This is a genomic window from Methylorubrum sp. B1-46 (assembly GCF_021117295.1).
In the GTDB taxonomy this organism is placed as follows: domain Bacteria; phylum Pseudomonadota; class Alphaproteobacteria; order Rhizobiales; family Beijerinckiaceae; genus Methylobacterium.
This window is the reverse complement of record NZ_CP088247.1, coordinates 1,393,125-1,418,805: the sequence shown is the minus strand read 5'-3', so window position 1 is coordinate 1,418,805 and position 25,681 is coordinate 1,393,125. Positions and strand designations below refer to the sequence as shown.

Annotated in this window: 26 protein-coding genes; 18 read left to right on the top strand and 8 right to left on the bottom strand. The window is 68.4% G+C overall.

Features of this window, described 5'->3' with window-relative positions; translation table 11 throughout:
• Positions 1–53 precede the first annotated feature (53 nt).
• Positions 54–1,679, bottom strand: coding sequence for an APC family permease (locus tag LPC10_RS06735; RefSeq protein ID WP_231346004.1), 1,626 nt, complete (start codon positions 1,677–1,679; stop codon positions 54–56).
• A 462-nt stretch (positions 1,680–2,141) separates the two neighbouring features.
• On the opposite strand from LPC10_RS06735, the gene LPC10_RS06730 reads away from it, so the two are divergent.
• Both LPC10_RS06730 and LPC10_RS06725 read left to right on the top strand, forming a co-directional pair.
• Complete coding sequence (locus LPC10_RS06730; protein ID WP_231346003.1) at positions 2,142–3,308, top strand: helix-turn-helix transcriptional regulator; 1,167 nt, start codon at positions 2,142–2,144, stop codon at positions 3,306–3,308.
• Positions 3,295–4,362, top strand: coding sequence for a LuxR C-terminal-related transcriptional regulator (locus LPC10_RS06725; protein ID WP_231346002.1), 1,068 nt, complete (start codon positions 3,295–3,297; stop codon positions 4,360–4,362). The genes LPC10_RS06730 and LPC10_RS06725 overlap by 14 nt, the downstream gene beginning before the upstream one ends.
• A 593-nt stretch (positions 4,363–4,955) precedes the next feature.
• Here LPC10_RS06725 and LPC10_RS06720 read toward each other — a convergent pair.
• Positions 4,956–5,141, bottom strand: a complete 186-nt coding sequence (locus LPC10_RS06720; RefSeq protein WP_231347154.1) for a hypothetical protein — start codon at positions 5,139–5,141, stop codon at positions 4,956–4,958.
• Positions 5,142–5,392: 251 nt separating this feature from the next.
• Between LPC10_RS06720 and LPC10_RS06715 the strand changes: the two genes are divergently transcribed.
• The 10 genes from LPC10_RS06715 (at position 5,393) to LPC10_RS06670 (ending at position 15,375) form a co-directional block, all read left to right on the top strand.
• Positions 5,393–5,719, top strand: a complete 327-nt coding sequence (locus LPC10_RS06715) for a YnfA family protein (protein WP_231346001.1) — start codon at positions 5,393–5,395, stop codon at positions 5,717–5,719.
• Positions 5,720–5,897: 178 nt separating this feature from the next.
• A complete protein-coding gene (locus tag LPC10_RS06710) occupies positions 5,898–6,038 on the top strand; it encodes a hypothetical protein (protein WP_231346000.1) in 141 nt (46 codons plus the stop codon).
• 559 nt (positions 6,039–6,597) lie between these two features.
• Positions 6,598–6,687, top strand: a complete 90-nt coding sequence (locus tag LPC10_RS06705) for a K(+)-transporting ATPase subunit F (RefSeq protein WP_231345999.1) — start codon at positions 6,598–6,600, stop codon at positions 6,685–6,687.
• 23 nt (positions 6,688–6,710) lie between these two features.
• A complete protein-coding gene (kdpA, locus tag LPC10_RS06700; RefSeq protein ID WP_231345998.1) occupies positions 6,711–8,426 on the top strand; it encodes a potassium-transporting ATPase subunit KdpA in 1,716 nt (571 codons plus the stop codon).
• Position 8,427: 1 nt separating this feature from the next.
• A complete protein-coding gene (locus LPC10_RS06695; protein WP_231345997.1) occupies positions 8,428–8,628 on the top strand; it encodes a hypothetical protein in 201 nt (66 codons plus the stop codon).
• A gap of 60 nt (positions 8,629–8,688) precedes the next feature.
• Positions 8,689–10,779 (top strand): potassium-transporting ATPase subunit KdpB, encoded by a 2,091-nt coding sequence (kdpB, locus tag LPC10_RS06690; RefSeq protein WP_231345996.1) that lies wholly within the window; start codon positions 8,689–8,691, stop codon positions 10,777–10,779.
• A gap of 24 nt (positions 10,780–10,803) precedes the next feature.
• Entirely contained in the window at positions 10,804–11,409 is a 606-nt protein-coding gene (locus tag LPC10_RS06685; RefSeq protein WP_231345995.1) for a K(+)-transporting ATPase subunit C, read from the top strand.
• A gap of 9 nt (positions 11,410–11,418) precedes the next feature.
• Positions 11,419–14,139 carry a sensor histidine kinase KdpD gene (locus tag LPC10_RS06680; protein WP_231345994.1) on the top strand — a complete coding sequence of 907 codons (2,721 nt, stop codon included), beginning with the start codon at positions 11,419–11,421 and terminating at the stop codon, positions 14,137–14,139.
• Positions 14,136–14,882: a response regulator gene (locus LPC10_RS06675; RefSeq protein ID WP_231345993.1), complete on the top strand. Its 747-nt coding sequence runs from the start codon at positions 14,136–14,138 to the stop codon at positions 14,880–14,882. The genes LPC10_RS06680 and LPC10_RS06675 overlap by 4 nt, the downstream gene beginning before the upstream one ends.
• Positions 14,883–14,913: 31 nt before the next feature.
• Positions 14,914–15,375: a PTS sugar transporter subunit IIA gene (locus tag LPC10_RS06670; protein ID WP_231345992.1), complete on the top strand. Its 462-nt coding sequence runs from the start codon at positions 14,914–14,916 to the stop codon at positions 15,373–15,375.
• A 65-nt stretch (positions 15,376–15,440) separates the two neighbouring features.
• Here LPC10_RS06670 and LPC10_RS06665 read toward each other — a convergent pair whose 3' ends face one another.
• The 5 genes from LPC10_RS06665 to LPC10_RS06645 all read right to left on the bottom strand — a co-directional run bounded on the left by LPC10_RS06665 (position 15,441) and on the right by LPC10_RS06645 (position 18,388).
• Entirely contained in the window at positions 15,441–16,232 is a 792-nt protein-coding gene (locus tag LPC10_RS06665) for a 2-keto-4-pentenoate hydratase (protein ID WP_231345991.1), read from the bottom strand.
• Positions 16,233–16,364: 132 nt separating this feature from the next.
• Positions 16,365–16,538: a hypothetical protein gene (locus tag LPC10_RS06660; protein WP_231345990.1), complete on the bottom strand. Its 174-nt coding sequence runs from the start codon at positions 16,536–16,538 to the stop codon at positions 16,365–16,367.
• 75 nt (positions 16,539–16,613) lie between these two features.
• On the bottom strand, positions 16,614–16,850 hold the full coding sequence (locus LPC10_RS06655) for a hypothetical protein (protein WP_231345989.1): 237 nt from the start codon (positions 16,848–16,850) through the stop codon (positions 16,614–16,616).
• A 500-nt stretch (positions 16,851–17,350) separates the two neighbouring features.
• The gene (locus LPC10_RS06650) at positions 17,351–18,097 is read right to left on the bottom strand and encodes a glutaredoxin (protein WP_231345988.1); all 747 of its coding nucleotides are present in this window, start codon (positions 18,095–18,097) and stop codon (positions 17,351–17,353) included.
• A 123-nt stretch (positions 18,098–18,220) separates the two neighbouring features.
• Positions 18,221–18,388, bottom strand: coding sequence for a hypothetical protein (locus tag LPC10_RS06645; RefSeq protein ID WP_231345987.1), 168 nt, complete (start codon positions 18,386–18,388; stop codon positions 18,221–18,223).
• Between the two features lie 865 nt (positions 18,389–19,253).
• Here LPC10_RS06645 and LPC10_RS06640 point away from each other — a divergent pair.
• From LPC10_RS06640 to LPC10_RS06620, 6 genes are all read left to right on the top strand, one after another.
• On the top strand, positions 19,254–19,676 hold the full coding sequence (locus LPC10_RS06640; RefSeq protein WP_231345986.1) for a hypothetical protein: 423 nt from the start codon (positions 19,254–19,256) through the stop codon (positions 19,674–19,676).
• A 119-nt stretch (positions 19,677–19,795) separates the two neighbouring features.
• Positions 19,796–20,293 carry a PRC-barrel domain-containing protein gene (locus LPC10_RS06635; protein WP_231345985.1) on the top strand — a complete coding sequence of 166 codons (498 nt, stop codon included), beginning with the start codon at positions 19,796–19,798 and terminating at the stop codon, positions 20,291–20,293.
• 186 nt (positions 20,294–20,479) lie between these two features.
• Positions 20,480–20,695, top strand: a complete 216-nt coding sequence (locus LPC10_RS25570; protein WP_370644668.1) for an Rmf/CrpP family protein — start codon at positions 20,480–20,482, stop codon at positions 20,693–20,695.
• An 83-nt stretch (positions 20,696–20,778) separates the two neighbouring features.
• On the top strand, positions 20,779–21,171 hold the full coding sequence (locus tag LPC10_RS06630; protein WP_231345984.1) for a hypothetical protein: 393 nt from the start codon (positions 20,779–20,781) through the stop codon (positions 21,169–21,171).
• A complete protein-coding gene (locus LPC10_RS06625; RefSeq protein ID WP_231345983.1) occupies positions 21,155–23,221 on the top strand; it encodes an ATP-binding protein in 2,067 nt (688 codons plus the stop codon). The genes LPC10_RS06630 and LPC10_RS06625 overlap by 17 nt, the downstream gene beginning before the upstream one ends.
• Positions 23,222–23,239: 18 nt before the next feature.
• On the top strand, positions 23,240–23,905 hold the full coding sequence (locus LPC10_RS06620) for a response regulator transcription factor (protein ID WP_147018128.1): 666 nt from the start codon (positions 23,240–23,242) through the stop codon (positions 23,903–23,905).
• A 448-nt stretch (positions 23,906–24,353) separates the two neighbouring features.
• Here LPC10_RS06620 and LPC10_RS06615 read toward each other — a convergent pair whose 3' ends face one another.
• Positions 24,354–25,658, bottom strand: a complete 1,305-nt coding sequence (locus tag LPC10_RS06615) for a DUF2254 domain-containing protein (RefSeq protein ID WP_231345982.1) — start codon at positions 25,656–25,658, stop codon at positions 24,354–24,356.
• Positions 25,659–25,681: the final 23 nt, after the last annotated feature.

Below are 25,681 nucleotides of genomic sequence, written 5' to 3'. Positions count from 1 at the left end.
TCCAAGTCTTCGACGGTCCCGGACGGTGCGCGGCAACGCCCGGGTCGGTTTCGTCAGAGCTGAAAGAGAAAGTTGGCGAGGAGGACGGTGGCCACGCCCGCCGCCAGTGTGAGGTAGGGAAGGAGGCCGGCCTTGCGCCCGCTCAGCAGCGCCTCGGTCCGCGTGACGCCGAGATCGTGCAGCATCTGCGGCGGAAACTGGCCGCGGTCCTGAACGTAGTGGCGGAACAGGAAGACCGGGATGATCGCACCGGCCGTGACGATCCCGGCCCACAGCGCCCAGGGGTGCCACACCTTCGCGCCCGCCCCGAGGAACACCGCGTTGGTGAAGCCGAACAAGGTGCCGATCGCGACGAGGAGCGTGGGCGCCCGGTAGGGCCGCTCAAGATGCCCGTTGTCGATACGGTGGATCCAGCCCGAATTCAGGTTAAGGAAGTTGAAGATGATGTAGCCGGCGTTCGACACCGCGAGGATGAAAAAGAACGAGGCCGAATCGGCGCAGGCGATAGCCAGCAGGCCAAGATTGACGGCGAGCCCGGTCCACATCGCGGCGATCGGCGCTCCGTGCCGGTTCGCCCGGCCGAGATACTTCGGCAACCAACCGTCGAGCGAGCCCTGGTAGAGCGTACGCGAGGCACCGGCCATGGCCGTCATCAGGCAGAGCAGGAGCGCGAAGATCATGAGCATGACGAGCGCGCTCGCCACGACCGGCCCGCCGCCGACCATGCGGGCCAAGGCGGCCGCGACGCCCGAACCGTCCACGATCGACGGATCCAGCATGCCCGTGAGGCCGAGCTCGCTCTGGAAGGTGAACGGGACCAGCAGGAAGATCGTCAGGCAGAGCAGGCCCGAATAGAAGATCGCCTTGAAGGTATCGGTCTTGGGGTTCTTGAACTCGCTCGTGTAGCAGATCGAGGTCTCGAAGGCATAGGTTGACCACGCGGCGAGGAACATCCCGCCGAGGACGAGGGTCCAGCCGGTGGCATTCCAATCGCCGGGCGCCGGCTTGTTGGCCTCGGCGAGCGGCACGAAGGGTGTGAAGTTGGCCCAATTCACCCCGTGCTGCAGCAGCGGAGCGACGCCGATGACGAGCAGCGGGATGATGACAGCGAGACCGATGATGCGCTGGACTTGGGCGGTGCCGCTGATGCCGCGAACTTGCACGGCGAAGGCCGAAAGCATGAGCGCGACCCCGATGAAGAAGGCTGCGTTCAGCGAGAAGGACACGGGACCGATGGAGCCGGCGGCTAGCGTCCATGTCCGGATCGTGGCGTTCGGGTCGGGCACCAGGGCATTGAGGATGTAGGCGGCGGCGATCGTGCAGCCCAGCGACAGGACGGGCGTCCAGGCGATCCAGTTGCACCACACCAGCAGCGGCGAGATTGGCCGGGCGTAGCGCATCCAGGCGGCTGCGCCGTAGACCGACGATCCGCCGGACTTGTTGGGGAAGAGCCCAGCCATCTCCGCGTAGACGAAGGACTGCAGGAAGCCCATCAGCATCGACGCCGTCCAGATCGCGAAGGCAGGCGTGCCGGTCGCTCCGGCGATGCCACCGATCGAGAATAGAACGAGGGGCGGCACGCCGCTCGCGACCCAGAACGCGCCCGTCCAGGATATGCTTCTCTGCAGGTGCCCTTCCTCGGCGGGAACGGGCGACAACTCGGCCGTTGCGATCGTCACGACTTACCCTCCCAAGCGATGCACGCCGTTGTTCGGCGTCGGAATGGATATTTCGGCAATATTGACGCACTCAATAAATTCAGCGACAAACACTCTCAATGGCAAGAATTCGTTCACGGCACGAGAGCTATATATTTGTGTCGATGCTCCCGATCGACTCATAACGCGGACGTCGCCGGCCTTTCGATGCCGCGCTTGGGGGAGAGCCCGCGCGGCCTCGCGCGACGAAGCCGCGCGGGATTGAGCGTGCGATCTACAAATTCTGGACCGGGTTCAGCGCACTGGAGGAGATTGTCGATATTCGATAAAATACTGAAATCATGGAGAAAAAATCAGTATTAGTGCGACATGCGGCATGCCTTTGCCTAGGCTCTCCTGTCAGAACGCACCAGTAGCTTTGCACGCCCTGCGATCAAGAACTTTTCTTCCGGGTCACAATTGCCGCGGCTGCACAGGAGTGCAATGGTGCAATTTGGCACCAACGGTTTGCTCAGCACCTGCCATTCGTCGCGGCGCAGCGGCTGCACTTGTCCGAAAGGACCCAGGATCGATGGCTCGGAAGTAATGGCACGGTCCCGATCTGCGAACGCTTCGAGCATCTTCAAAACGCCCGCGTGGAACCTGCATATCGGCAAGGTTATTCAATCCATCGGCTCGCCTTTTTTTCACGAAGAACTCATCGGCCTTCTCGACATGACGGTCGCGAGCGATGCTTTCTGGATCATCCGATATGCCGGTGAAACAAATCCAGACGTTGTGTTCACGCGCGGGGTCTCAGCACAGACGCGACGCGTGTATTCCAAGATTTGCGCGTCGATCGACCCTTTCTCGGCGCGATGGCGAAGCGAAAGGCAGTCAGGCATCTTCACGCTCGATCAGCTGCGATCGAACGATGCTGCATACAAGAGATACAGCGATGTATTCTTGGCGGCGGCCGGGATGGACGACGAGTTAGGCATCATTCTACCGATCACGGCCCATAGCTGCTTCGCGATCTTCCTGGAAAGGAAGCACGGCTTCTTCACCGAAGACGAGGTTCGCAATCTCGAAACCGTCTATCCGGCGATCGAAGGGTGCTGCCAATCTCATCTCGGCCTGCTCTTCAACGAAACGCGGAAATCGGATTTCTCGGCCGGCGCACCTGCAATCCAATCTCCGAGAGCCCTCTTCGATCATGCAGGACACCACGTCTACTCCAACGGCAATTGGAGCCAAGCGACGCATCGCTTTCCGAAGCTGAAGCAACTTTCCGCAGCACTCGCCGTCAGTGGCGGAGTCGAACAAATTTCGGAGGAATGGATCCTGCGGACCAAGCGCCTCAATTCGGATTTTCCGCTCGCTCCGAACGGAGCGATGCTAGTGCTCGAGAAAGTCACGGCCGCACCGACCTCGTACGTGTCCAACGAGGTTGCGGACCCACTTACCGTCTTCACACGCCGCGAACGCGACGTACTCCGCCTCGTGCTGAAGGGAATGAAGAACCCCGAGATCTCGAGCACGCTCGGAGTAGGTGGCGGCTCGATCCGAAACATCAAGCTTCGCCTTTATCGGAAATCAGGTGTCGCATCGGAAGGCGAACTGGTGTCGAAATTCATCGCTTTCGCGAAAGACTCTGATGCGAACAAATAGTCCCAAGCTCACGGATTTCGGCAGCCAGGAATGGTTTCAGCGTGTCGGCAACATCTCCCGCGCGCTCGGTGAAATGAATTTCCATGAAAATCTCATCGACCTACTCGGATGCCTGATCCATCACAGCGCCCGCTGGATCATCCGGTTCTCAGACACAGCTCCTCCTGAAATCATGTATACGTCGGGCGTACCACAATCCCTGCGCGATCATTACAATAAATTGTGTTCCGACGTTGACCCCTTTGCGGCTCATTGGCGACGGTACCAGGAGGTCGGTGTACGCGCGTTGTCGCAATTCAAGAGTACGGCTGATACCATCGATGCCGGAAACTACAACTTCGTCTTCAAGTCGGTTGCCAATGTAAGCGATGAACTGGGCTTGTTTCTGCCGACGATCGGAAACTCATCGATCGGCCTTTTTCTGGAGAGGGAACGCGGCGACTTCCGCAAAATCGAAATCGAGCGGGCCGAGGCAGCGTTTCCCATCATCGACGGCTTGGAACGCGCCCATATCGGCCGGATCTTCGACGCCACCAGCCAGGGCGGCTTTATCTCGGAGGCCGCGCAGCTTAATCCGCAACCGACCTTGGTGCAGGATCGGTGCGGCGTCGAACTCTTCTCCTCACGATCTTGGCGGGACGCGGCCGAGAGGGACCCGTCCCTCCTCGCCGTTGCCGTTCAGAACGAACAGAACGGCCCAATCATGCTCGACGATTTCATCGTCAACATCGAGCGTTTCGACAAATACTTCCCGCTTGCCCCCTCTGGGCGGATGCTTACGCTGACACCCTGTCCGGACGATCCGCAGGAGCGCGCCTCGACATGGGAGAGAACAGAGTTGATCCGTCGCCTGACGCGGCGTGAGCGCGACATATTCAATCTGATCGTCGGAGGACGCTCGTCGTCTGACATCTCACGCCTTCTATCGATGTCAAAGGGTACGGTCAAAAACTACGCTATCCGCATATGCCGAAAAGCAAATGTCAAATCTAGACTGGCACTAATTCATAAGTACAAAAATCGATTATTTTCAGAAAAATTAATACTGTCTTGATCAATTTAGAATGATCCGCGAAGGCACCCGATCCTCGTTCATTTCATTTATTTGTTGCTCTAGAGTGTGACCCGTCAGAGGCCGCGTGGTTGCCCCTTCCCGGGGCCTGCGATAGCGGTCGGCTTGCCTTCAGCCCTCTTGGCAGGCCGACCGTGAGGGTGAATGGCTGCGGTGCCTGGTCTCTTCGACCAATGGCTGCTGTTGGGTGGCGAGCGGCCCTTGCGGCTGCTCCCGTCAAAGGTCCGGAACTGGCGCACAGCCGAACAACTGGCATGCGAACTCCTGACCCCTTGCGGACATTCAAGCGTGTCGGCCCAGAGGTCTGCTCAGTGGGAGGAAGCGGACCTAGCAGCGGCGGCCACGACATCAGCATGTCGTGGCACAGCATGACCGGCATAGGTCGCGCCGGTCTCGGTCCCCTTCCGGCATGTGCAAGCCGCGACACCGGGTCTGGCGCCCGTACGCTCGTCCCTGAGCACTGCGCGGGCAGCCGAACCCGCCAAACCCTGACCAACCCGTCGTGCGTCGGCCTCGGCCTAATAGCCCATCGCAGCAGCGGGCCCCTTTGCAGCTCCGGATCGGGCGCCGCGTCCTCAGATGTCGATCCGGGCGCCGATCTCGACGGCCCTGTCCACTGGGATACGGAAGTAGCGTGACGCATCGGTCGCCGCGCGCGCCATGGCGATGTAGAGCTGGTCCTGCCAGACCGGCATGCCCGTCTCATGCGAGGGCACCAGGACCCGCCGCGTGCGGATCGGCCGGTGAACCCACGGCGACATCCGCACGCCCTCGAGTGACCGGCCCGACGGATGGGATGTCGGTGAGCGGAAGACGGGCTCGCGTCTTCGGGCGGTCGTGGTCCCGACGCTAAAACGGCTCGCATAAGGAAACGAGATGGATGGCGGGCGCGCGGTATAAGGAAGTCATCAGGATCGCGCAGCGGCGGCCAGGCCGGCGCGGCACAGGCGCCGAACCCCGCAGCGTGCAAGCATGGCTTGGCCGCATGGCCCGTGCGTGCGAACACGCGACCATGCCGACCTATCCCGTGTTCGCCGCCGCCGCGCTGGCCGAGATCGCCGGCTGCTTCGCATTCTGGGCCTGGCTGCGCCTCGACAAGTCGCCCTGGTGGCTGGCGCCCGGCATGCTTTCCCTGGCAGTGTTCGCCGATCTGCTGACGCTGGCCAAGAGCGAGGCCGCCGGGCGGGCCTACTCGGTCTATGGGGGCATCTACATCGTTGCGGCCATCATTTGGCTCTGGGGGTTCGAGGGACACCGACCCGACCGATGGGACATCGCGGGCGGCGTGGTGTGCCTGCTGGGAAGCGCCCTCATCCTGTTCGCACCCCGTGGCGCCTAGGACCGGCGAATGGAGCCGTACCCGCATCGGATGCGCATCGGCCCCGGTCCCGTGTCGCCAGCCCCGTCGACCGGTCCTTATGAGTTACCTATGCCGGAGGCCCGGTCTCCGTCTTGTTCCTTAACGGGGTAACGAGGACTTCTCGCCCACCGGGCCGTCGCCCGGGTGGAGTTTGCAGATGATAGTCCTACGGCACATCGCCGCCGAATGCAGGGCCGACCGCGTCTTCGCCCTGATGATCCTGGTCCTCGGCTCCTGGTCGGCCCTGTCCCTCGCGCTGCTCGCCCTGAACGCCCTCGACCTGCTGCCCGCATCTTGAGCGCCGGGTCCCCACTCGGCCTGCGGGCTCGCCTTGCCGGCGTCACGCCCCGCTTCCCGTCCAGCCGGGCTTCCCCCGACCCGGTCCCTGCGGACGCCCGAGCCGCGGATCTCCGCCGCGTCGTCGGACGCTGCCCGGCCTGCGGCGTGCCGTACAGCGGCTTCGCAGGGGCGGACACCGGCGTGATCCAGGTGGACCGCACGCTCTGGCGCGCCGCCTGCCCGAAAGCCATGCTCGTCGACGCCCCGGGAGCCTGCCAGGAGCTGCAGGCAGCCTGGCGTCCGAAGGCACGCCCCAAAGGCTCCGGACGAGCCTCGGAATTGGGCCCATCCTAATGAGTTCCTTATAGGATCGCCTCCCTTTCCGTCTCGAACCCTAATGCGGTTCCCGTCCACATTCGGGGTCGGCCCCCGTCGGTCGCGGAACGACCGCGACAAGCGGGCCGAACGGATACGGGACATCCCATGCTCGACATCGTCTTCCTGGCCGGGGGCCTTGCCTTCTTCGGCCTGGCCGCCGCCTACGCCACGCTCTGCGAACGCCTCTGAGGCACGCCGCCATGACCCTCGACCTCGCCCTCGGCGCCCTCGTGACCGCCGGCCTCCTCGTCTACCTCACCTACGCCCTCATCCGCCCCGAGCGGTTCTGAGCGGCCTTGCCGGACCACATCCCATGACCCCTAACGGCTGGATACAGATCGCGCTGTTCTGCGCGGTCATCGTCGCGCTCGTGAAGCCGCTCGGCTGGTACATGACACGCGTCTTCACCGGGGAGCGAACCCCTCTCTCGCCCGTGCTCGCCCCCGTCGAGCGCGGGCTCTACCGCGTCGCCGGCATCGACGAGCGCCATGAGCAGACCTGGCTCGGATACGGCCTCGCCATGCTCGCCTTCCACGTGCTCGGCTTCTTGCTGCTCTACGCGGTGCTGCGCCTGCAGGACGTGCTGCCGCTGAACCCGATGGGCCAGGCGGCGGTGGCGCCCGACCTCGCCTTCAACACCGCGGCGAGCTTCGTCACCAACACCAACTGGCAGAACTACGGCGGCGAGAGCACCCTCTCGTACCTCAGCCAGATGCTGGGGCTGACGCACCAGAACTTCCTCTCGGCGGCCACCGGCATCGCGCTCGCCGTGGCCCTGATCCGCGGCTTCGCCCGAGCCTCGGCCAGGACGGTCGGCTCGTTCTGGGTCGACCTGACCCGCTGCACCCTCTACGTGCTGCTGCCGATCTGCCTCGTCTACGCGCTGTTCCTGGTCTCGCAGGGCATGCCGCAGACGCTCGGCGCCTACGTGGACGCCACGACGCTGGAAGGCGCCAAGCAGACAATCGCGGTCGGCCCCGTGGCGAGCCAGGTCGCGATCAAGATGCTCGGCACCAACGGCGGCGGCTTCTTCAACGCCAACGCCTCGCACCCCTTCGAGAACCCCACCGCCCTGTCGAACTTCGTGCAGATCGTCTCGATCTTCGCGCTGGGCGCCGCGCTCACGAACGTCTTCGGCCGCATGGTCGGGGACGACCGCCAGGGCTGGGCCATCCTCGCCGCTATGGGCGTGCTGTTCCTGGCCGGCGTCGCCGTCACCTACGGCAGCGAGGCTTCGGGAAGCTCCGTGCTGAACGGGCTCGGGCTGACGGGCGGCAACATGGAGGGCAAGGAGGTCCGCTTCGGCATCGTAGCCTCGGCCCTGTTCGCCGTCGTCACCACCGCGGCCTCGTGCGGCGCGGTCAACGCCATGCATGACAGCTTCACGGCGCTCGGCGGCCTGATCCCGCTCATCAACATGCAGCTCGGCGAGATCATCGTCGGCGGCGTCGGGGCGGGCCTCTACGGCATGCTGGTCTTCGTCGTGGTGGCGATCTTCGTGGCCGGCCTGATGGTCGGGCGCACGCCGGAATACCTGGGCAAGAAGATCGAGGCGCGCGAGGTGAAGATGGCCATGCTCGCCATCCTGTGCCTGCCGCTGATGATGCTGGGCGGAACCGCCGTCGCCACCGTGGCGGCCGCCGGCCTCGCCGGCCCTGCCAACGCCGGGCCGCACGGCTTCTCGGAGATCCTCTACGCCTTCACCTCGGCGGCGGCCAACAACGGCTCGGCCTTCGGCGGGCTCAGCGGCAACACGCTGTTCTACAACAGCTTGCTGGGGCTCGGCATGCTGGTCGGACGGTTCTTCGTGATCATCCCGGCCCTGGCCATCGCGGGCTCGCTCGCCGCCAAGAAGCGGGTCCCGGCCTCCGCCGGCACGTTCCCAACCCATGGCGGCCTGTTCGTCGGCCTGCTGGTCGGCGTCATCCTGATCGTCGGCGGGCTGACCTTCTTCCCGTCGCTGGCGCTCGGCCCCGTGGTCGAGCACCTCGCCGGCGCGGCCGGCCAGACCTTCGGCACGGGGAGCTGAGATGCCACGCACCCTCCCGAACCGGCGCATCCCGCGCCACCACCTCATGCCGCACCGGCCGTCACGACGCCGACCCCACGGTTCCGAGGCCAAGCCGGTACGCGCCTCGGATCTCGTGTTGGCCCTCCTCGGCGTCGTCCTGCTCGGCGGCCTCGCCCTCGGCGCGGCCTTCACCCTGGCCACCGGCGCGACCGCCCCCTGAACCGGCAAGGCCCGGCGTCGCCCGCCGGGTCCCCTCGCCCCTCTCCGGACACCCGAACCCATGTCCCGCAAGAACTCATCGCTCTTCAGCGCCGCCCTCGTCGGGCCCGCGCTCCTCGGCTCGGTCAGGAAGCTCGACCCCCGCGCCATGATCCGCAACCCGGTCATGTTCGTAGTCGAGGTCGTCGCCGCGCTCACCACCGTGCTCTTCGCCCGCGACCTCGTCACCGGGGGCAGCGACCTATTCTTCTCCGGCCAGATCGTCCTCTGGCTGTGGTTCACGCTGCTGTTCGCCAATTTCGCCGAGGCGCTCGCCGAGGGGCGCGGCAAGGCCCAGGCCGATAGCCTGCGCCGCACCCGCACCGAGATGCAGGCCAAGCGCCTCACCGGCCAGGGACGCGACTTCGAGATGGTGTCCGGCACCTCGCTCAAGGTCGGCGACGTCGTCCTCGTGGAGGCCGGCGACCTGATCCCCTCCGATGGCGAGGTGATCGAGGGCGTGGCGAGCGTCAACGAGGCCGCCATCACCGGCGAGTCCGCCCCCGTCATCCGGGAATCGGGCGGCGACCGCTCGGCGGTCACCGGCGGCACGCAGGTGCTCTCCGACGAGATCAAGGTGCGCATCACCGCCGCCGCCGGCTCGACTTTCGTCGACCGCATGATCTCGCTTGTCGAGGGCGCGTCCCGCCAGAAGACCCCGAACGAGATCGCGCTGAACATCCTGCTCGCCGGTCTCACCATCGTGTTCGTGTTCGCGGTGGCCTCGATCCCGAGCTTCGCGAGCTACGCCGGCGGGTCCATCCCGGTCATCGTCCTGGTGGCGCTGTTCGTCACCCTGATCCCGACCACCATCGGCGCGCTCCTGTCCGCCATCGGCATCGCGGGCATGGACCGTCTGGTGCGCTTCAACGTGCTGGCCATGTCAGGCCGCGCGGTCGAGGCGGCCGGCGACGTCGACACGCTGCTCCTCGACAAGACCGGCACCATCACGTTGGGCAACCGTCAGGCGACCGAGCTCCGGCCCGTCCGCGGCGTCTCGGAGCCGGATCTCGCCGACGCGGCCCAGCTCGCCTCGCTCGCCGACGAGACGCCGGAGGGCCGCTCCATCGTCGTGCTGGCCAAGGACAAGTACGGCATCCGCGCCCGCGACATGGCCGGGCTTAACGCCACCTTCGTGCCCTTCACCGCCCAGTTGCGGATGTCGGGCGTCGACCTCGACGGCTCGTCCATCCGCAAGGGTGCGGTCGAAGCCGTCATCGCCTCGGTGACTGGACAGCCGATGGCGGCCCGCGGCTCGAACCTCGCCCTGGCCGTCCGCCCCGAGGCCGAGACGGGGGTCGTGGCCGAGATCCGGGCCATCGCCGAGGATATCGCCAAGGCAGGCGGCACCCCGCTCGCGGTAGCCAAGGACGGCCGCCTGCTCGGCGTGGTCTACCTGAAGGACATCGTGAAGGGCGGCATCCGCGAGCGCTTCGCGGAACTCCGCCGCATGGGCATCCGCACGGTGATGATCACCGGCGACAATCCGATGACCGCGGCGGCCATCGCGGCCGAGGCCGGCGTCGACGACTTCCTCGCCCAGGCCACGCCGGAGGACAAGCTGGCGCTGATCCGGAAGGAGCAGGCCGAGGGCAAGCTCGTCGCCATGTGCGGCGACGGAACCAACGACGCGCCCGCGCTCGCCCAGGCCGATGTCGGCGTCGCCATGAACACCGGCACGGTGGCGGCGCGCGAGGCCGGCAACATGGTCGATCTCGATTCCGACCCGACCAAGCTCATCGAGATCGTGGGCATCGGCAAGCAGTTGCTAATGACCCGCGGGGCGCTCACCACCTTCTCCATCGCCAACGACGTGGCGAAGTACTTCGCCATCATCCCGGCGATGTTCCTGACTCTTTACCCGCAGCTCCAGGCGCTCAACGTCATGGGGCTCTCCTCGCCCCAGAGCGCCATTCTCTCGGCCATCATCTTCAACGCGCTCGTCATCGTCGCCCTGATCCCGCTCGCGCTGAAGGGTGTGACCTACCGGGCAGTCGGCGCGGCTTCGCTCCTGCGGCGCAACCTCCTGATCTACGGCCTCGGCGGCGTCGTCGTCCCCTTCGTCGCCATCAAGGCCATCGACCTTGCCGTCACCGCCCTCCATCTCGCCTGAACCGAAGGTCGAAGGAGACCTGCCATGTTGAACCAGCTTCGCCCCGCCCTCGTCCTGCTCGTCGCCCTGACCGCGGTCACCGGTCTTGCCTACCCCCTCGCCGTCACCGGCATCGCCAGCGCGGTCTTCCCCGCCAAGGCCGCCGGCAGCCTGATCGAGCTTGATGGCAAGGTCGTCGGCTCCAGCCTGATCGGGCAGGGCTTCACCGGCGAGGGCTACTTCCATGGCCGCCCCTCGGCCACGACCGCGGCCGACCCGGCCGACGCGAGCAAGACCGTGCCGGCGCCTTACAACGCCGCCAGCTCCGCGGGCTCGAACCTCGGGCCGACCAGCGCTGCACTGGCGGAGCGTGTGAAGGGCGACCTCGATGCGCTGCGCGGGCAGAACCCGGGACAACCGGTGCCGGTCGACCTCGTTACGACGAGCGGCTCGGGCCTCGACCCCGACGTCTCGCCCGAGGCCGCCTTCTTCCAGGTGCCGCGGGTCGCAAAGGCCCGCAACCTGCCTGAGGACAAGCTGCGCGACCTCGTCGCCGGTCAGGTCCAGGGTCGTACCCTGGGCCTGCTCGGCGAGCCGTGCGTGAATGTCCTGGCGCTCAACATGGCCCTGGACGATCTCGCCAAGCGCTGAGGAGCCATCATGCCCGAGACCGGCCGCGACCCGAACCGCCCATCGCCCGACGCGCTGCTCGAAGCGGCGCGCCGGGAGGAGCGGACGCGCGGTCGGCTCAAGGTCTTCCTCGGCGCCGCGCCCGGCGTCGGCAAGACGTACGAGATGCTCACCATCGGACGCGCCCGGCTGAAGGCCGGCGCCGACGTGGTCGTCGGCGTGGTCGAGACGCACGGGCGCGCTGAGACCGAGGCGCTGCTCGACGGATTCGAGGTCGTCCCACGCCGCGCCGTGCCCTACCACGGCACGGTCCTGGAGGAGATGGACCTCGACGCCTTGCTCGCCCGCCGGCCGCAGATCGCGCTCGTGGACGAGCTTGCGCACACCAACGCGCCCGGCTCTCGCCACCCCAAGCGCTACCAGGACGTCGAGGAGTTGCTCGACGCCGGCATCGACGTCCTGACCACCCTCAACATCCAGCACGTCGAGAGCCTCAACGACGTGGTGGCGTCCATCACCCGCATCCGGGTGCGCGAGACCGTGCCCGACGGTGTCCTCGACCGGGCCGACGATATCGAGGTCGTCGACCTGAACCCCGACGACCTGATCGAGCGCTTGAAAGCGGGCAAGGTCTATGTTCCGACGAACGCCGAGCGGGCGCTGAAGCACTACTTCTCGCGCGGCAACCTCACGGCCCTGCGAGAGCTCGCGCTCCGCCGCACGGCCGACCGGGTCGACGACGAGCTCCTGAGCCACATGCGGGCGAACGCGATCCCCGGCCCCTGGGCCGCGGGGGAACGCGTGCTGGTCTGCGTAAGCGAGGACCCGCGCTCCGCCAGCCTGGTGCGCTACGCCAAGCGCCTCGCCGACCGCCTACACGCGCCCTGGACCGCCCTGGTGGTCGAAGGGCCGCGGGCCGCCTCCCTCACCGAGGCCGAGCGCGACCGGATCGCCGAGGTCCTGCGCCTCGCCGACCGGCTCGGGGGCGATGCCGTCACCCTGCCGGGCGGGCGGCGCATCGCCGACGAGATCCTGGCCTACGCGCAGTCTGCCAACGTCAACCACATCGTCGTCGGCAAGGCGACACGCTCCTGGGCTTTCGAGCTCGTCAACGGCTCGGTGGTGCACGACCTTGTTCGCCGCAGCGGCAACATCAGCGTCCACGTCGTCCCCGGCGAGGCCATGCCAACGGCCGATGCAGGCGCGCGCCGGCCCGTGGCCACCGTCGCCCCGCCCGCCGCCTTCGATGCCCGGACCTATATCGTCGCGCTGCTCGCCACCGGCGCGGCGCTCGGGCTCGCCCTGCTGTTGGAGCCTTACACGGGCATCGAGAACGCCGACCTCATGCTGCTCACCGCCGTCGTGGCGGTGGCCGTGCGCTGGGGGCTCGGCCCTTCCCTCGTCGCGGTGGTCGTGTCATCGCTTTCCTACAACTTCTTCTTCCTGCCGCCGGTCTACACCCTCACCATCTCGGACCCGACCAACGTCGCGGCCTTCCTGCTCTTCACCGTGGTGGCGGTGCTGGTCTCGAACCTCGCCGCCCGGGCGCGCCGGACCGCCGTCGTCAGTCAGGGACGCGCCAAGGCGACCGAGCGGCTGTTCGGCTTCTCGCGCAAGCTCGCGGCCTGTGGGACCCTCGACGACGTGCTCTGGGCGACCTCCGCCCAGGTCGCCGCCATGCTGAAGGTGCGCGTCGTGCTGTTGCTGCCGGACGGCAAGGCCGTGACCGTCCGGGCCGGCTACCCGCCCGAGGACATGCTGGACGAGGCGGATCTCGCCGCAGCGCAATGGGCCTTCGACAACGAGCGCCCAGCGGGGCGCGGCGCCGACACCCTGCCAGGAGCCAAGCGCCTGTTCCTGCCGATGCGCACCGGACGCGGCATCATCGGCGTGATCGGCCTCGACGCGGACGGCACCGGACCGATCCTGACGCCCGAGGCCCGGCGCCTCCTCGACGCGCTCGCCGACATGGGCGCGCTCGCCATCGAACGGGTGCGCCTCGTGGAGGATCTCGACCGGGCCGAGCGCGCAGCCGAGACCGACCGGCTACGCCAAGCGCTCCTCACCTCGATCAGCCACGACCTGCGGACCCCGCTGGCCTCAGTGCTCGGCGCCGCCACCACCCTGCGCGACCTCGACGCGGCCCTACCCGCCGAGGCCAAGGGCGAGCTCCTCGCGACGGTCATCGAGGAATCGGAGCGTTTGAACCGCTTCATCGTGAACCTGCTCGACATGACGCGGCTGGAGGCCGGCGCCGTGGCGCCGAACCTCGCCCCCCACGACGTGGCCGAGACCGTCGACACCGCCCTGCGTCGCACCCAGAAGGTCATGGCGGGTCACGTGGTTGCGGTCGAGATCGACCCGGACCTGCCGACCCTGCGCCTCGACCCGGTCCTGTTCGAGCAGGTTCTCGTCAATCTCCTCGACAACGCCGCCAAGTACGCGCCCGAAGGCTCCACCGTCACGGTCCGCGCCCGGCACGACGGCCAGGCGGTCCGGATCGAGGTGCTGGACGAGGGCTTCGGCCTGCCGGAGGCGGACGTCGAACGGGTGTTCGACAAGTTCTACCGGGTCCGGAAGAGCGACCACGTCCGGGCCGGCACCGGGCTCGGCCTCGCCATCTCCCGCGGGTTCGTCGAGGCGATGGGCGGCACCGTCACCGCGGGCAACCGGCGCGACCGGCTGGGTGCCGCCTTCACCGTGACGCTCCCGGTCCCGGCACGGACAACGCCAAGGGAACTCGCCGCATGAGCCCGACCATCCTCGTCATCGACGACGAGCCCCCGATCCGCAAATTGCTGCGCATGGGCCTGTCCACGCAGGGCTATGCCATCCTGGAAGCCCCGAACGCCGCCACCGCCCTGGAGGTGCTCGCTCAAGAGAGCCCGGACCTCGTCATCCTCGATCTCGGCCTGCCCGACATGCGCGGGCACGACCTGCTCCGGGCGATCCGGGTGACCCATCCGGGTCTTCCGGTGGTGGTCCTGTCGAGCCGGGACGACGAGGGCGGCAAGGTCGAGGCCCTCGACCTCGGCGCGGACGACTACGTGACCAAGCCCTTCGGGATGGCAGAGCTCCTGGCCCGCCTGCGCGCGGCCCTGCGCCACCAGTTGGCCGCCCGCGGCGAGCGCCCGGTCTTCCGGGTCGACGGGCTCTCGGTCGATCTGGTCCGCCGCGTAGTCAAGGTCGACGACGCCGATGTGAAGCTGACCCCGAGGGAGTACGACTTCCTACGCGTGCTGGTGCTGCATGCCGGCAAGGTCCTGACCCACGCCCAGCTGATGCACGAGGTCTCGGTCTCGTCGGAGCCGCAATACCTGCGCGTGTACATGCGCCAATTGCGCCAGAAGCTGGAGGCTGACCCGGAGCGCCCGCGCATCCTTCTCACCGAGACCGGCGTCGGCTATCGCCTGCGGGCCCCCGACGACGAACCGAACCTCAAGCTGCGTGCGGCGAACGACACCAAGCCGGCGACGACGGAGACGAGCACTTGAAACCCAGCCCCGCATGGAGCCGGCCAACGCGATGACCATCGACGACATCCTCGCGCCGGCGGACGTGGTCCACGGCCTGCGCGCCTCCGGCAAGACCGCCCTCCTCGAAGATCTCGCTCAACGTGCGGCCCGGTCCCTCGACCTCGATGCCGGCACGATCCTCGGTGCCCTCGTCCGCCGGGAGGGGCTCGGCTCTACCGGGGTGGGTGACGGTGTGGCGCTTCCGCACGCGCGGCTGGAGACGATGAGGAAGCCGTTCGGGCTGCTGGCGCGCCTGCGGGAGCCCCTAGACTTCGATGCGGTCGACGAGCAGCCGGTGGATCTCGTCTTTCTACTGCTGCTGCCCATAGGCGAAGGTGGGGGGCACCTGAACGCCCTGGCCTGCGTGGCGCGCAAGCTCAGGGACCCGGAGACCGCCACCGGGCTGCGGGGTGCGCGGGACGCTGCGGGCCTCTACGCGTCGGTGAGCGCTCGGTCACCCAGCAACGTATGAGGGCGCCTTGCGGGCGCCCCGCGCTACCGCATGACGGTGGCCGAGAGCGAAACGAGCCAATGCGTTCAGCGCAGTTCGAGCGAAACGGTGCCCAGGTGGCCGAACCGGGCCGACAGCGTCTGGCCCGGTAGCACCTGCGCCAAGCCGGTGCAGCTACCGACCGAGACGAGGTCGCCCGCGCTCAGCCCAGAGCCTCGTTCGGTGAGCCGTCGCGCCAACCAGGCCACCGCGGCGAACGGGTCGCCCATGACGTCGCGCCCGTGGCCGCGTACGACCACGTGGCCGTCGATGGCGAGGCTGGCCTCGGTCGCGGCGAGGTCGGTCGCTGCCCAGCCCTCGATCCACGGGCCGGCCACGTGTGCGACGTCGAGCCCGAGATCTGCGGTCGCGGAGCGTTCGTCGAGGACGGCCGGCGACAGGGTGCGCCGACCCAGTACGTGCAGGTCGATCCGGCAGGCAAGGCAGGCCTGGGACGCGTTGCGGGCGGTCAGCGGCTCCTCGTCCGTGAACGGGAACGAGCGACCGAGCAGGAAGGAGAGACTGACGCCCGCGCCGAGCACACCACGCGGCAGGCGTAGGGTGGAGGAATTCTCAAGCACCGTCTCGCGCATCAACGGGGCGACGACCGGTACGTCCAGGCGGAGCGTCCGTGCGACCGCCAAATGCGTGCCGACAAGGGCGTAGCCGACCTGCGCCCAGCCAAGCTTTCTCAGGGCCGCGTCGCGCACGTCCTCCGCCGCGTCGAGGTCTGCCAGGCCGGCAAGGTCCAGATCGGTGAGTTCGCCCGTGAGGCGCGCATGGGCGAGACGCTCGCCGATGGAGGTCATGTCGAGGACTGGCGAGGGAAAGGCGAGCATGGGAGGCCCCGGGACGCTTAAGTCACCGGAGCCTGCACCTTCCCGCATAAGGGTTCGAGAGGGCGAACGGGTCCGCCGTATGAGTATCACGTTAGGACCGGCCCGGCATCGGGTACGGTCCGGCCAGGGGCGTCAGATGCCCGCGAGACCCCCCAGGACGTCGGCGGCAAGCAGGAGGCAGAAGCCGCCGAGCGTGGCGACGCCGGCGACGGCGAGCACGAGGTCCGAAGTACGGACGACCTGGGTGCCACGGCGTCCGGAGCCCATGTGCCGGATGTGGCGGGCTCGGACGGAACGGGTGGACACGGGAAGCTCCTGCGGTTGACGACGGGAAGGATCTGGGATGCCGGGGCCGACCGCTCCAGGGCGTCGGCCATGGGTTCAAATGCGCAGCTCGATCCGCTCCCCGGACAGGAGCACGGCGTCGGGCCGGTGGTCGGTCTCGTCCTCGGCGTAGTCGACCGCGGCCTTGCAGCTCCGGAACAGGCCGCCGGCGCGCCCGTGGATCTCGATGGCGACCCAGTGGCCTTCCGGGTCCTGGCCGACGATGAACCGGGCCGCATCCGAGGCGGGGGCCTGAACATGGATGGCGGCAACTTGAACGGCGGGAGACATCATGTGTCTTGGGTTCGCGCGGGCTTCAGGAGACCGCGTTCCATATCTGCCCCCGACCGCATTAGGGTTCGAGCGGGAAGCGGAGCCAATCTCATAAGCGTCTCGTTAGGATTCCGGTCTTCGGCGGTCCGCGCCCTCGAAACCCGGCGGCGCATCGGCCACCTGGGCGCCAACATGGGGACGTTGTGGCCGCCGGGACCTGCTGTTCCATGCCAATGGCAGTTTTCGAAGGCTAAGCGGCCATTCCAGCGACTCTGTTAGGGGGGCCGCTTATGGCGCACAGCCGAACATGCGGCGAGCGAACTCCTGACCCCTTGCGGACATTCAAGCGTGCCGGCCCAGAGGTCTTCTCAGTAGGAGGAAGCGGATCTAGCAGCGGCGGCCACGACGTCAGCATGTTGTGGCCCATTGTCATGGGCGACAACGATGGAGCATGCCGCGCCGAGCAGCAGGCATGACGCGGCGAGGATGTGCAGCCAGGACGGGGCTATCGCGGCCTCCGCTCAGTGGTGGGCAACCAGCATCCAGACGGCCATCGCGACCATCATCAGGTTCTCGGTCAACGAGACGAAGCCGAGCGGCACGCTTCCCGAGCCGCCGACGCAGGCGCATTTGATTTCGCGCTTGTCGACGTAGACCGCCTTGACCACCGAGACGGCGCCGACCGTGCCGATGAAAAGGGCCACCGGGATCGAAAGCCAGTCCAGGGCGCCCGCCACCATCAGCACGCCGGCCAGCGCCTCGCAGAAGGGGTAGGCGTAGGCGTAGCGGACCCAGCGCCGAGCGAGCAGGTCGTAGCCCAGGAACATGGACGAGAAGGACTCGACGTCCTGCAGCTTCAAGATGGCCAGCACGCACATGCTGAAGGCGATGAACCACTCGCCTGCACGCATCGTCAGCGGCGTCCCGTAGGCCGCGTAGCTCGCCGCCAACGCCATCAGGGCGGTCATTGCGAACACGGCGACGACTGGCGTGTAGCTCGTCGCGTCGGGATCCTTGACCTCCTTGCCGAGGTGGCGCCGCAGGTCGTCGTAGCCGCCGATGCGCCGCCCGCCGATGAAAGTCTGCGGCGTGGTCTTCACGCCGTGCTCCGCCTTGAAGGCGTCGGTTTCCTCGCGCGTGGTCAGCCAGTGGTCGTCGACCGTGAAGCCCTCGCGTTCGAGCAGGTCCTTGGTCTTCAGGCCGTAGGGGCAGACGTGCTTCTCCATCACCATGCGGTAGACGGTTGCCCTGCGGGTGGTGTCGAGCATGGATCGTCTCCTTGTTGCCGGTGGTCCCGTTAGAGGGACAACCCGCGAACCGTCGTATCCGGCACGGGCGGCGGTGACGCGTCCGCCGGTTCCGTCCGGGAGGCCGGCCGAAACCCGCGACGGTCAGCCTGCCAGGTCGGCAGCGACGTTGGCCGCCGCCAGCAGGCAGAGGCTCGCGAGCAAGGACGTCGCGACGACGGCCAGGACCAGATCGGACGCGCGCGGAGCCGCAGGGCATGGCCCGAAGGCGAGTTGCCGCCAGTGGCCTTTGCGAAGCATGGAACGTGACATGATAGATCTCCTTCGGCCGGTTCGCTCCGGGGCGTGCGAATCGGGCTAGACCGTCGGCGCTCGCGAACGACCGGCATCAGGACGCGAGGATACCGGCCAGGCCGACGAGCAGGAGCAGATCCACCGCCATCCCGCCCGCGGCCCAAAGCGGCCACGAGGTGGCGCCGTTGTCGTTGGCCGGACCCGGCAGCTCGCTTAGCCAGCGCCGCTACCGTCGGCAGGTCGACGGGGCCTGCAGGACCGACTGGCCCGATCCGGTGTCATGGCGATGGCGACACGACATAACCGGGATATCGGATGCCGCGGCCGCCAGTGGCAGTGCCGCCAAGGACGCATTGAAGGTCGGCGTCGGCCGATGCCAGGCCACCGCCGAGGCGTGCCCAGTCCTCGATGGACACGTCCGCCGGGACCGTCGGCACCTGGGCGTCGCCCGTGCCGGCCGCGCTTCCGGTCTCCGGCCGTCTTCCCCAAGCGAGCCGAGCCTTCCGAACGATGGCTGACCTCATGTCTCTCCCTCGTCCCTGTGATCGGTCGGACGGGAGCCGTCGCCCGCAAGATGGCTACAGGGTCGGCGGCTCCGGTTTAAGCTTTCGTGAACCAAACCGGCCGCGCAAGCCGACCCCGAGGCGGCGCCCAGGGGCGTGTCAGGTTTGTCCCGACAGGAATGCGGTCTTCTCCGACTGCGCGCCCATCCACGGTGCCACAGATCACCCGATGAGCGGGGAGAGGGACGCCGAGCCCGAGCGTCCCCGGCGGTCCGGCGCAGCGACGTCCGGCCCGAGGGCCAAGGCATAGGCCCCCCCGTCGAACCCATCACGGTCGTGGCCCGCAAGGGTCAGCCACACCATCACGGAGCTGAAATCCGATGAAACGTCTCGCACTGGCCATCGCGGCCGTATCGAGCCTGGTACTGTTCTCGCCGTCGAGCGAGGCGCGGCCCTTCGGCAGGGGCCATGGCTTCCACCATGGCGGCTTCGCCGGCCACCACGGCGGCTTCCGAGGCGTCCGCCACGGCTTCCGTGGGCACCGTTCGGTCGGCTTCCGTGGCTATCGCCGCGGCTTCGGCGGGTACCGTCGCGTCGGCTTCGGAGGTCCGCGCTACGGCTACGGGCGACGCTACGGCTACCGCCGCGGCTATCCCGGTCTCGGCCTGGCTGCCGGCCTCGGGCTCGGCCTCGCCGCAACGGCGGTCCGGCCGGCCTACTACGGGGGATACGGCGGCTACGGTTATGCCCCGGTCGGATACGGGTACGGCGCCCGCGGCTCCTACTGCACCTGCGGCTACTGACCTTCGTAGAGGAGACTCGGCATTCCCGCCGGGTCGCCACCCGTTCCCGACTCCCTCGGCGTGCGCCGGTCCGACCTCGGGACGGGTCAAGCCCACGTCAGCATAGAAAGGTGAAACCGATGAAGAACCTCGCACTCGGCGTCTTCCTCGCGAGTTCCGTGCTCGCCGGCCCCGCGCTCGCACAGGACAAGGCGGCCCAGCCGCCAGCCGACGCCCAGACCAACCAGATGAAAACGCCGCCGGCCGGCACCGCGATGCCGACCTCGGCAGGCGGCGTGGGCGGAATGACCATGGCCGACACCGCGACCGCCAAGATCAAGTTCGTCACCGCCAAGCCGGCCGAGGTGACCTCGTCCAAGCTTGTCGGCAAGAACCTCTACAATAAGCAGAACGAGACCATCGGCGAGGTCGAGGATCTCGTCATCGACAACGGCAAGACGGTCACCGGCGTCGTCGTCAGCGTCGGCGGCTTCCTCGGCATGGGCGAGCGCTACGTGCTGGTCGACCCCTCGTCGATCTTCCTGCACAAGGCGGACGGCAAGCTCAAGGCGATGGTCGACACCGACAAGGACGCACTGAAGAACGCGCCCGAGTTCAAGTACAACAAGAACTCCTGACCCCCGATGCATGGTCCCGTGTCCGCGGGGCCACGCCCAAGCATTCCAGCGCCCGGGCGGTGTCGGGATGAACCTGACAGGCGTCGGTGAGAGCGGCAGCGCCCGGCGAAACCGCTTGTCGCCAGCTAGGATACGGGCGCTACTCGAAGCCACTTCGTAAACGTCGAGGCGGTGGAGGGAGTGGCGATGCTCATGGACGTCATCATGCAGGGATCCCGCGCCCGGGCTCTCGGGCGACCGCGGGATGCCTGCCCCCATCCGGCCGACTCCCGCGAGCGCCGGGCCTGGTACGAGGGTTACGATGGATCGACCTGGGACTTCGCCGAGCGAGTTCCCCATCCGGCCGTGACGGCTCGCGGCCCCGTGACCCGGAACGGGGCGGTTGACCCGAACTTGGTCTAGGTCGCGGACCTTTCTCTCGACCCCTGGTTTCCCTGGCCCTAAGGCAGAAATTTGAGGACCGTCGGGAAGGCGGCGGAGAGGCGATGGGACGGAAGCGACCCCGCTCGTTCGAGGGCCGGACCTTCGGGAGCCTCGAACGGGTGGTCACCGCCCTGGTCGAGGCGGGCTTGCAGGACTGTGCGGCCGCGCCGCCGAACCTCGTCGAACGGCTGCGGGACCTGGAACGGAACGCCGCCACCGGGGGCGACCGCCAAGTCCTGCAGGTGATCGCGTCGGGACGTCGCCTCCTCGGCGACGAGCAGACGGTGACCGACCCGCGCGTGCTGAGGGATGACGGCATCGCCGGCATGCCTGTCGAGGGCAGCGCAGTCGCGGCCGACCCTGTGGTGGAGAGCATGGCTCGGCCGGTCTCACCGGCGGGAACGTCCGCCACGGCCCCGCCTGATCGGTTGCCCCCGCATGTCCGCCGGACGTGAGAACGGCGATGCCGGCCGCCCCGAGATCCATCGCGGCAACGGCAGGACCTTCGTCGCGCTCGCGGTGGCGGCCGCCATTCCCGTGCTGCTGCTTAGCGGCTGGGTGGCGACGCTCATGGCGCAGCAGCAACGTGGACTGACCCGCAGCGCCGCCGTGGCGAGCGTGGCCCGGGTGGCCGAGCGCGTCGCCTCCGACATCGCCACGCAGATCGCGGTCCTCCGAGCCGAGGCCGCCTCGGCGAGCCTCGACCGGCCGGACCTCACCGCCTTCTATGCCGAGGCCGAGCGACTGAGGCGGGAGCACCCGCTCTGGGAGACCGTCGAGCTCGCCGGTCCCGACGGCGTGCAGGTCGTCAACCTCCTCCGCTCCCTCGACGACGAGCTCGGACCCACCGCCGACCGCGCGAGCTTCGATGCGGTGGTACGGACGGGGCGGCCGGTGGTCGGCGGGATCGGGCCGCTCGGGCCGATCTCGGGCAAGCGCCTCATCGCGCTGCGGGTGCCGGTCGTCCGGGACGGAACGCTCCGCCACGTCCTCTCGGTCGGTCTCGCCACGAGCGCGGTCAGCGCGATCCTTCGCGACGCGGGCGCGCCGGAGGGCTGGGTCGGGACCATCGTCGATGCGGCGGGCAACACCATCGCACGCACCCGGGCCGAGGCGGAGGAACTCGGCCACCCGGCCGGCGCCGCCCTGCTGGCGGCGATCCGGCGGGAGCCGCAGGGCTTCTACACCGGATCGACGCTGGAAGGGCCGGACGTCGAGGTCGTCTACCGCACCCTGAAGGACACCGGCGGCTGGTCGGTGCATTTCGGTATGCCGGTCGCCACGCTGAACGCGCCGGTTTCGCGTTCCTACATCCTGCTGGCCGGCGGCAGCGTGCTGAGCATCGGCCTCGGCCTCGCATTGGTCGGGCTGGTCGGGCGCGACATGGCCCAGCGGAGGGCGGGCGAGCAGGCGCGCTTCGCCCTCGCCCTGCGGTCGAGCAAGGAGCAGGGCGCCGTCGCCGCCGAGGCCGCGGAGCTCGGCACCCTACGGTGGGATACGGCCGAGGAGACCGTGACGGCCTCCCGACGCGCCGCCGAGCTCCTGGGTTGGGAAGCGGAGGTGCCGGAGGGGCGCGAAATGACCGCGGATGCCGACATCGCCTTCCGGGCGGTCGACGCCGGCGACCGGGAGCGGATGGCGGCGGCGGTGCGGCGAAGCCTCGCCGAGGGCAAGACCCTCGACGTGGAGTTCCGGGTCTTCCAGGCTGGTTCGGCGTCGCGCTGGGTGCGCCTGACCGGGCGAGCGCCCCGGCTTCGGCAGGGGGACCCTGCGGGCCTCGTCTACGGCGTGGTCTCGGACATCGAGCCGCGCAAGCGGGCCGAGGCGGAGCGGCTCGACCTGCTGCGCCGCCTCGGCGAGGCACAAGAGAATGAACAGCGCCGGATCGCCCGCGAGCTGCACGACCAGGTCGGCCAGACGGTGACCGGCCTGTCGCTCGGCCTCAAGGGGTTGGAACGTCTGCTCGACGCGCATGAAACCTCGACCGAAGCCGGACGGCAGATCCAGTGGCTGCAGCGCCTCGCCGGCGAGATCGGGCGCGACATCCACCGCGCCGCCATCGACCTGCGCCCGACCGCCCTGGACGACCTCGGGCTGCGCGAGGCGCTGGCGACGCTGCTGCGCGAGTGGGGACAGCGCCACGGCGTCCGATCCGATCTGGAGTTCGTCGGGGATGCGTCGCGCCTCCCGGCGGCCGTCGAGAGCGCGGTCTACCGGATCGTGCAGGAGGCGCTCACCAACGTCCTCAAGCACGCCCGCGCGGCCACCGTCAGCGTCTGCGTCGACCGTCGCCCGAACGAGGTCCAGGTCATTATCGAGGACGATGGCGTCGGCTTCGAACCGGGCCCTGCCGTTTCTGTGGGGCGCACGCCGACGGAGCCGCGGCTGGGTCTCTCGGGCATCCGCGAGCGTTTGACCCTCCTGAACGGCACGCTCGCGCTGGAGGCATCCCCGGGCGTCGGCACCACGCTGTTCGTCCGCATCCCGGTGACGCCAGCCGCCTGACCCACGAGAGGGAACAGCATGGACCGTATTCGCGTCATCCTGGCCGACGACCATCCGGTCGTCCTCGCGGGCATCCGGGCGCTGCTGAACGCCGACCCGGAGGTCGAGCTCGTCGGCGAGGCCACCGACGGCGGAGAGGCGCTGCCGATGATCCGCGCCGTCGCGCCCGACGTCGCCGTGGTCGACGTCTCGATGCCCGGACTGAACGGCCTCGAATTGACGGAGCGGGTGAAGGGTGAATGCCCCGGCACCCAGGTGCTGGTGCTGACCGTCCACGAGGACGCGGCCTACGTGCAGCCGTTGATGAGAGCCGGCGCGCGAGGCTACCTCCTCAAGCGCTCGGCTGCGGACGACCTGCTCCGGGCGGTCCGGGCCGTGGCCTCCGGCGGCGTCTATCTCGACCCCTCCATTGCCGGCCACGCCCTGGCGGAAACTTCCGGCTCGGACGGGCGCCCGGGCACGGCGGAAGGCCGCGAGCCGCTGAGCCCGCGCGAGGCCGAGACCCTGCGGTTGATCGCGCAAGGCTTCAGCAACAAGGAGATCGCCCGGCGCATCGATGTCAGCGTGAAGTCGGTCGAGACCTACAAGGCGCGGGCCGCCGAGAAGCTCGGGTTGCGAACCCGCGCCGAGATCATCCGCTACGGCGCCGCGCACGGCTGGTTCGACGCCTTGGCCTTGCGGTAGCGCCATACCTTTCGCTCCGCCGCGCACGCCACGGCCCGAACGGGCCTGCCGCAGAGAGTTCCCCGACGATCATCGGCTCCTTGCGTCGCGCGCCTTCGATGGGGCGGGCGTACCCCGGACCGACGACCCCCTCCTCGTGATGATCGGAGGAGTCCCGACCGCGCCGGGCCTTGCCTTTGGTAGGGTGCGGTCCTTTGTGAGTGCCCGCGCGCGATCCACCGCCCCCCCGTCTTGCGCGGCGGCCGGTTGTGGCATCAAGCCTCCTGCGAAGCCCATCAACGGGATGATCACGAGCGAGCGTGTCAGGGTCGAACCATATCTCGGCTTGTCGATCATCGGATCCTCGTCAGGCGCGGTCCTTCGCTCAACTTGTACAGCCGCCGCTTGATCCCGATGGGTCGACCCCGCAGGCGCCACGCTCTTCATCGACCTAGCATGCATTGTTCATTCACCCGACGGATCGACCCGCTCCGGTCCTCACCCGGACGAAGCGAGCGTGCCGCGCCTCAAGGTCGGCGCGGTCGCTCGGGTCGGCGACGTCGCGCCGCGCGGCGGCCAGGACGAGGTCGGCATGGCGCCCGAGCTCGGTCAGGCGCGAGGTCAGCCGCTCGACCTCTGCGGCGCGTGTCAGGACGTCCAGCATCCGCGCGAGCACGTGGACCGAGCCGGCGGCGTTCTGGCGGATCATGTGGAACATCGCGTCGCACAGGCCGTCGTAGTCCGTCACCGGATGGACGAGCACGATGCGACCCTCGCGCGCGACGGCCCCAGTCGGCAGGTGGCGCGGCGCGATCCGGCACAGGGCGTCGCCCAGGTGGTCCAGCACGCTGCCCGCCGTCATCGGGTCGTTGATGCCGGGCGAGAGCGCCCGTACCGCGATCTCGACGAGCTGCCGCACCGAGTATTCGAGATCCTGCAACGCCGCGGGGCGGCGTCCGAAAGTGAGCGCGCGGCCGACGGCCCCGGCGGCGTCCTCGACGCCCGCGGAAAGGAAGGCGACCGGGAATCCCCGTGGCACGAAATCGCCCGGACGAACCCTCAGGGCAAGGACGACGCGCCGCTCGTGCGCCCAGTCGGCGAGGCCATCCGTGTCGACCGCCTGCAGGTAGCCGCCGTCCGCCGGCGCGACCGGGCCGCCGCGCGGGGCTTCCGTCGGTGGCTGGACATCGGCCTCGTCGCGGGTCCGCGCCTCGACGGCCGCGCAGAGGTCGCGGTGGACGGCGTCGACCACGGTCTCGACGTTGATGCTGGTGGCGACGTGGTGGACGAACCACACCAGCGTCCCGAGAGAGACCAGCGCCAGCAGCACGGCACCCGAGACGGCGAGGTGCGGAACGAAGGTCTCCTCCTCGACGGTGCGCACCGTGCGCAGCACCATCAGCGCGTAGGCGAATGTGCCGAGGAAGATGCCGAGCACCAGTTGGTTGCGGGCGTCGCGCACGAAGTTGCGCAGGAGCCGCGGCCCCATCTGGTTCGAGGCCAGCGTCAGCGCCGCGATGGTGATCGAGAAGGTGGTGCCCGCCACCCCGATGGTGGAGGAAGCGACGGCGCTGAGCAGCGCCCTTGCCCCCTCGGCGCCCCCGGCCCAGCCCCAGTTCGCGTCCGGGGAGGACGGGTCGTAGCCGGCGATGTGCGCGGTCTCCAGCCACACGGCCGCCTGCGCCAAGCCGATGCAGGCCAGCACAACGAGCGCCGGACGCAGCCAGAACTGGTCGCCCAGGAACTCGATCCAGGCCCGTACCCTCGCCCTCACCGGCGCCCCTCCCATTCCGCCGC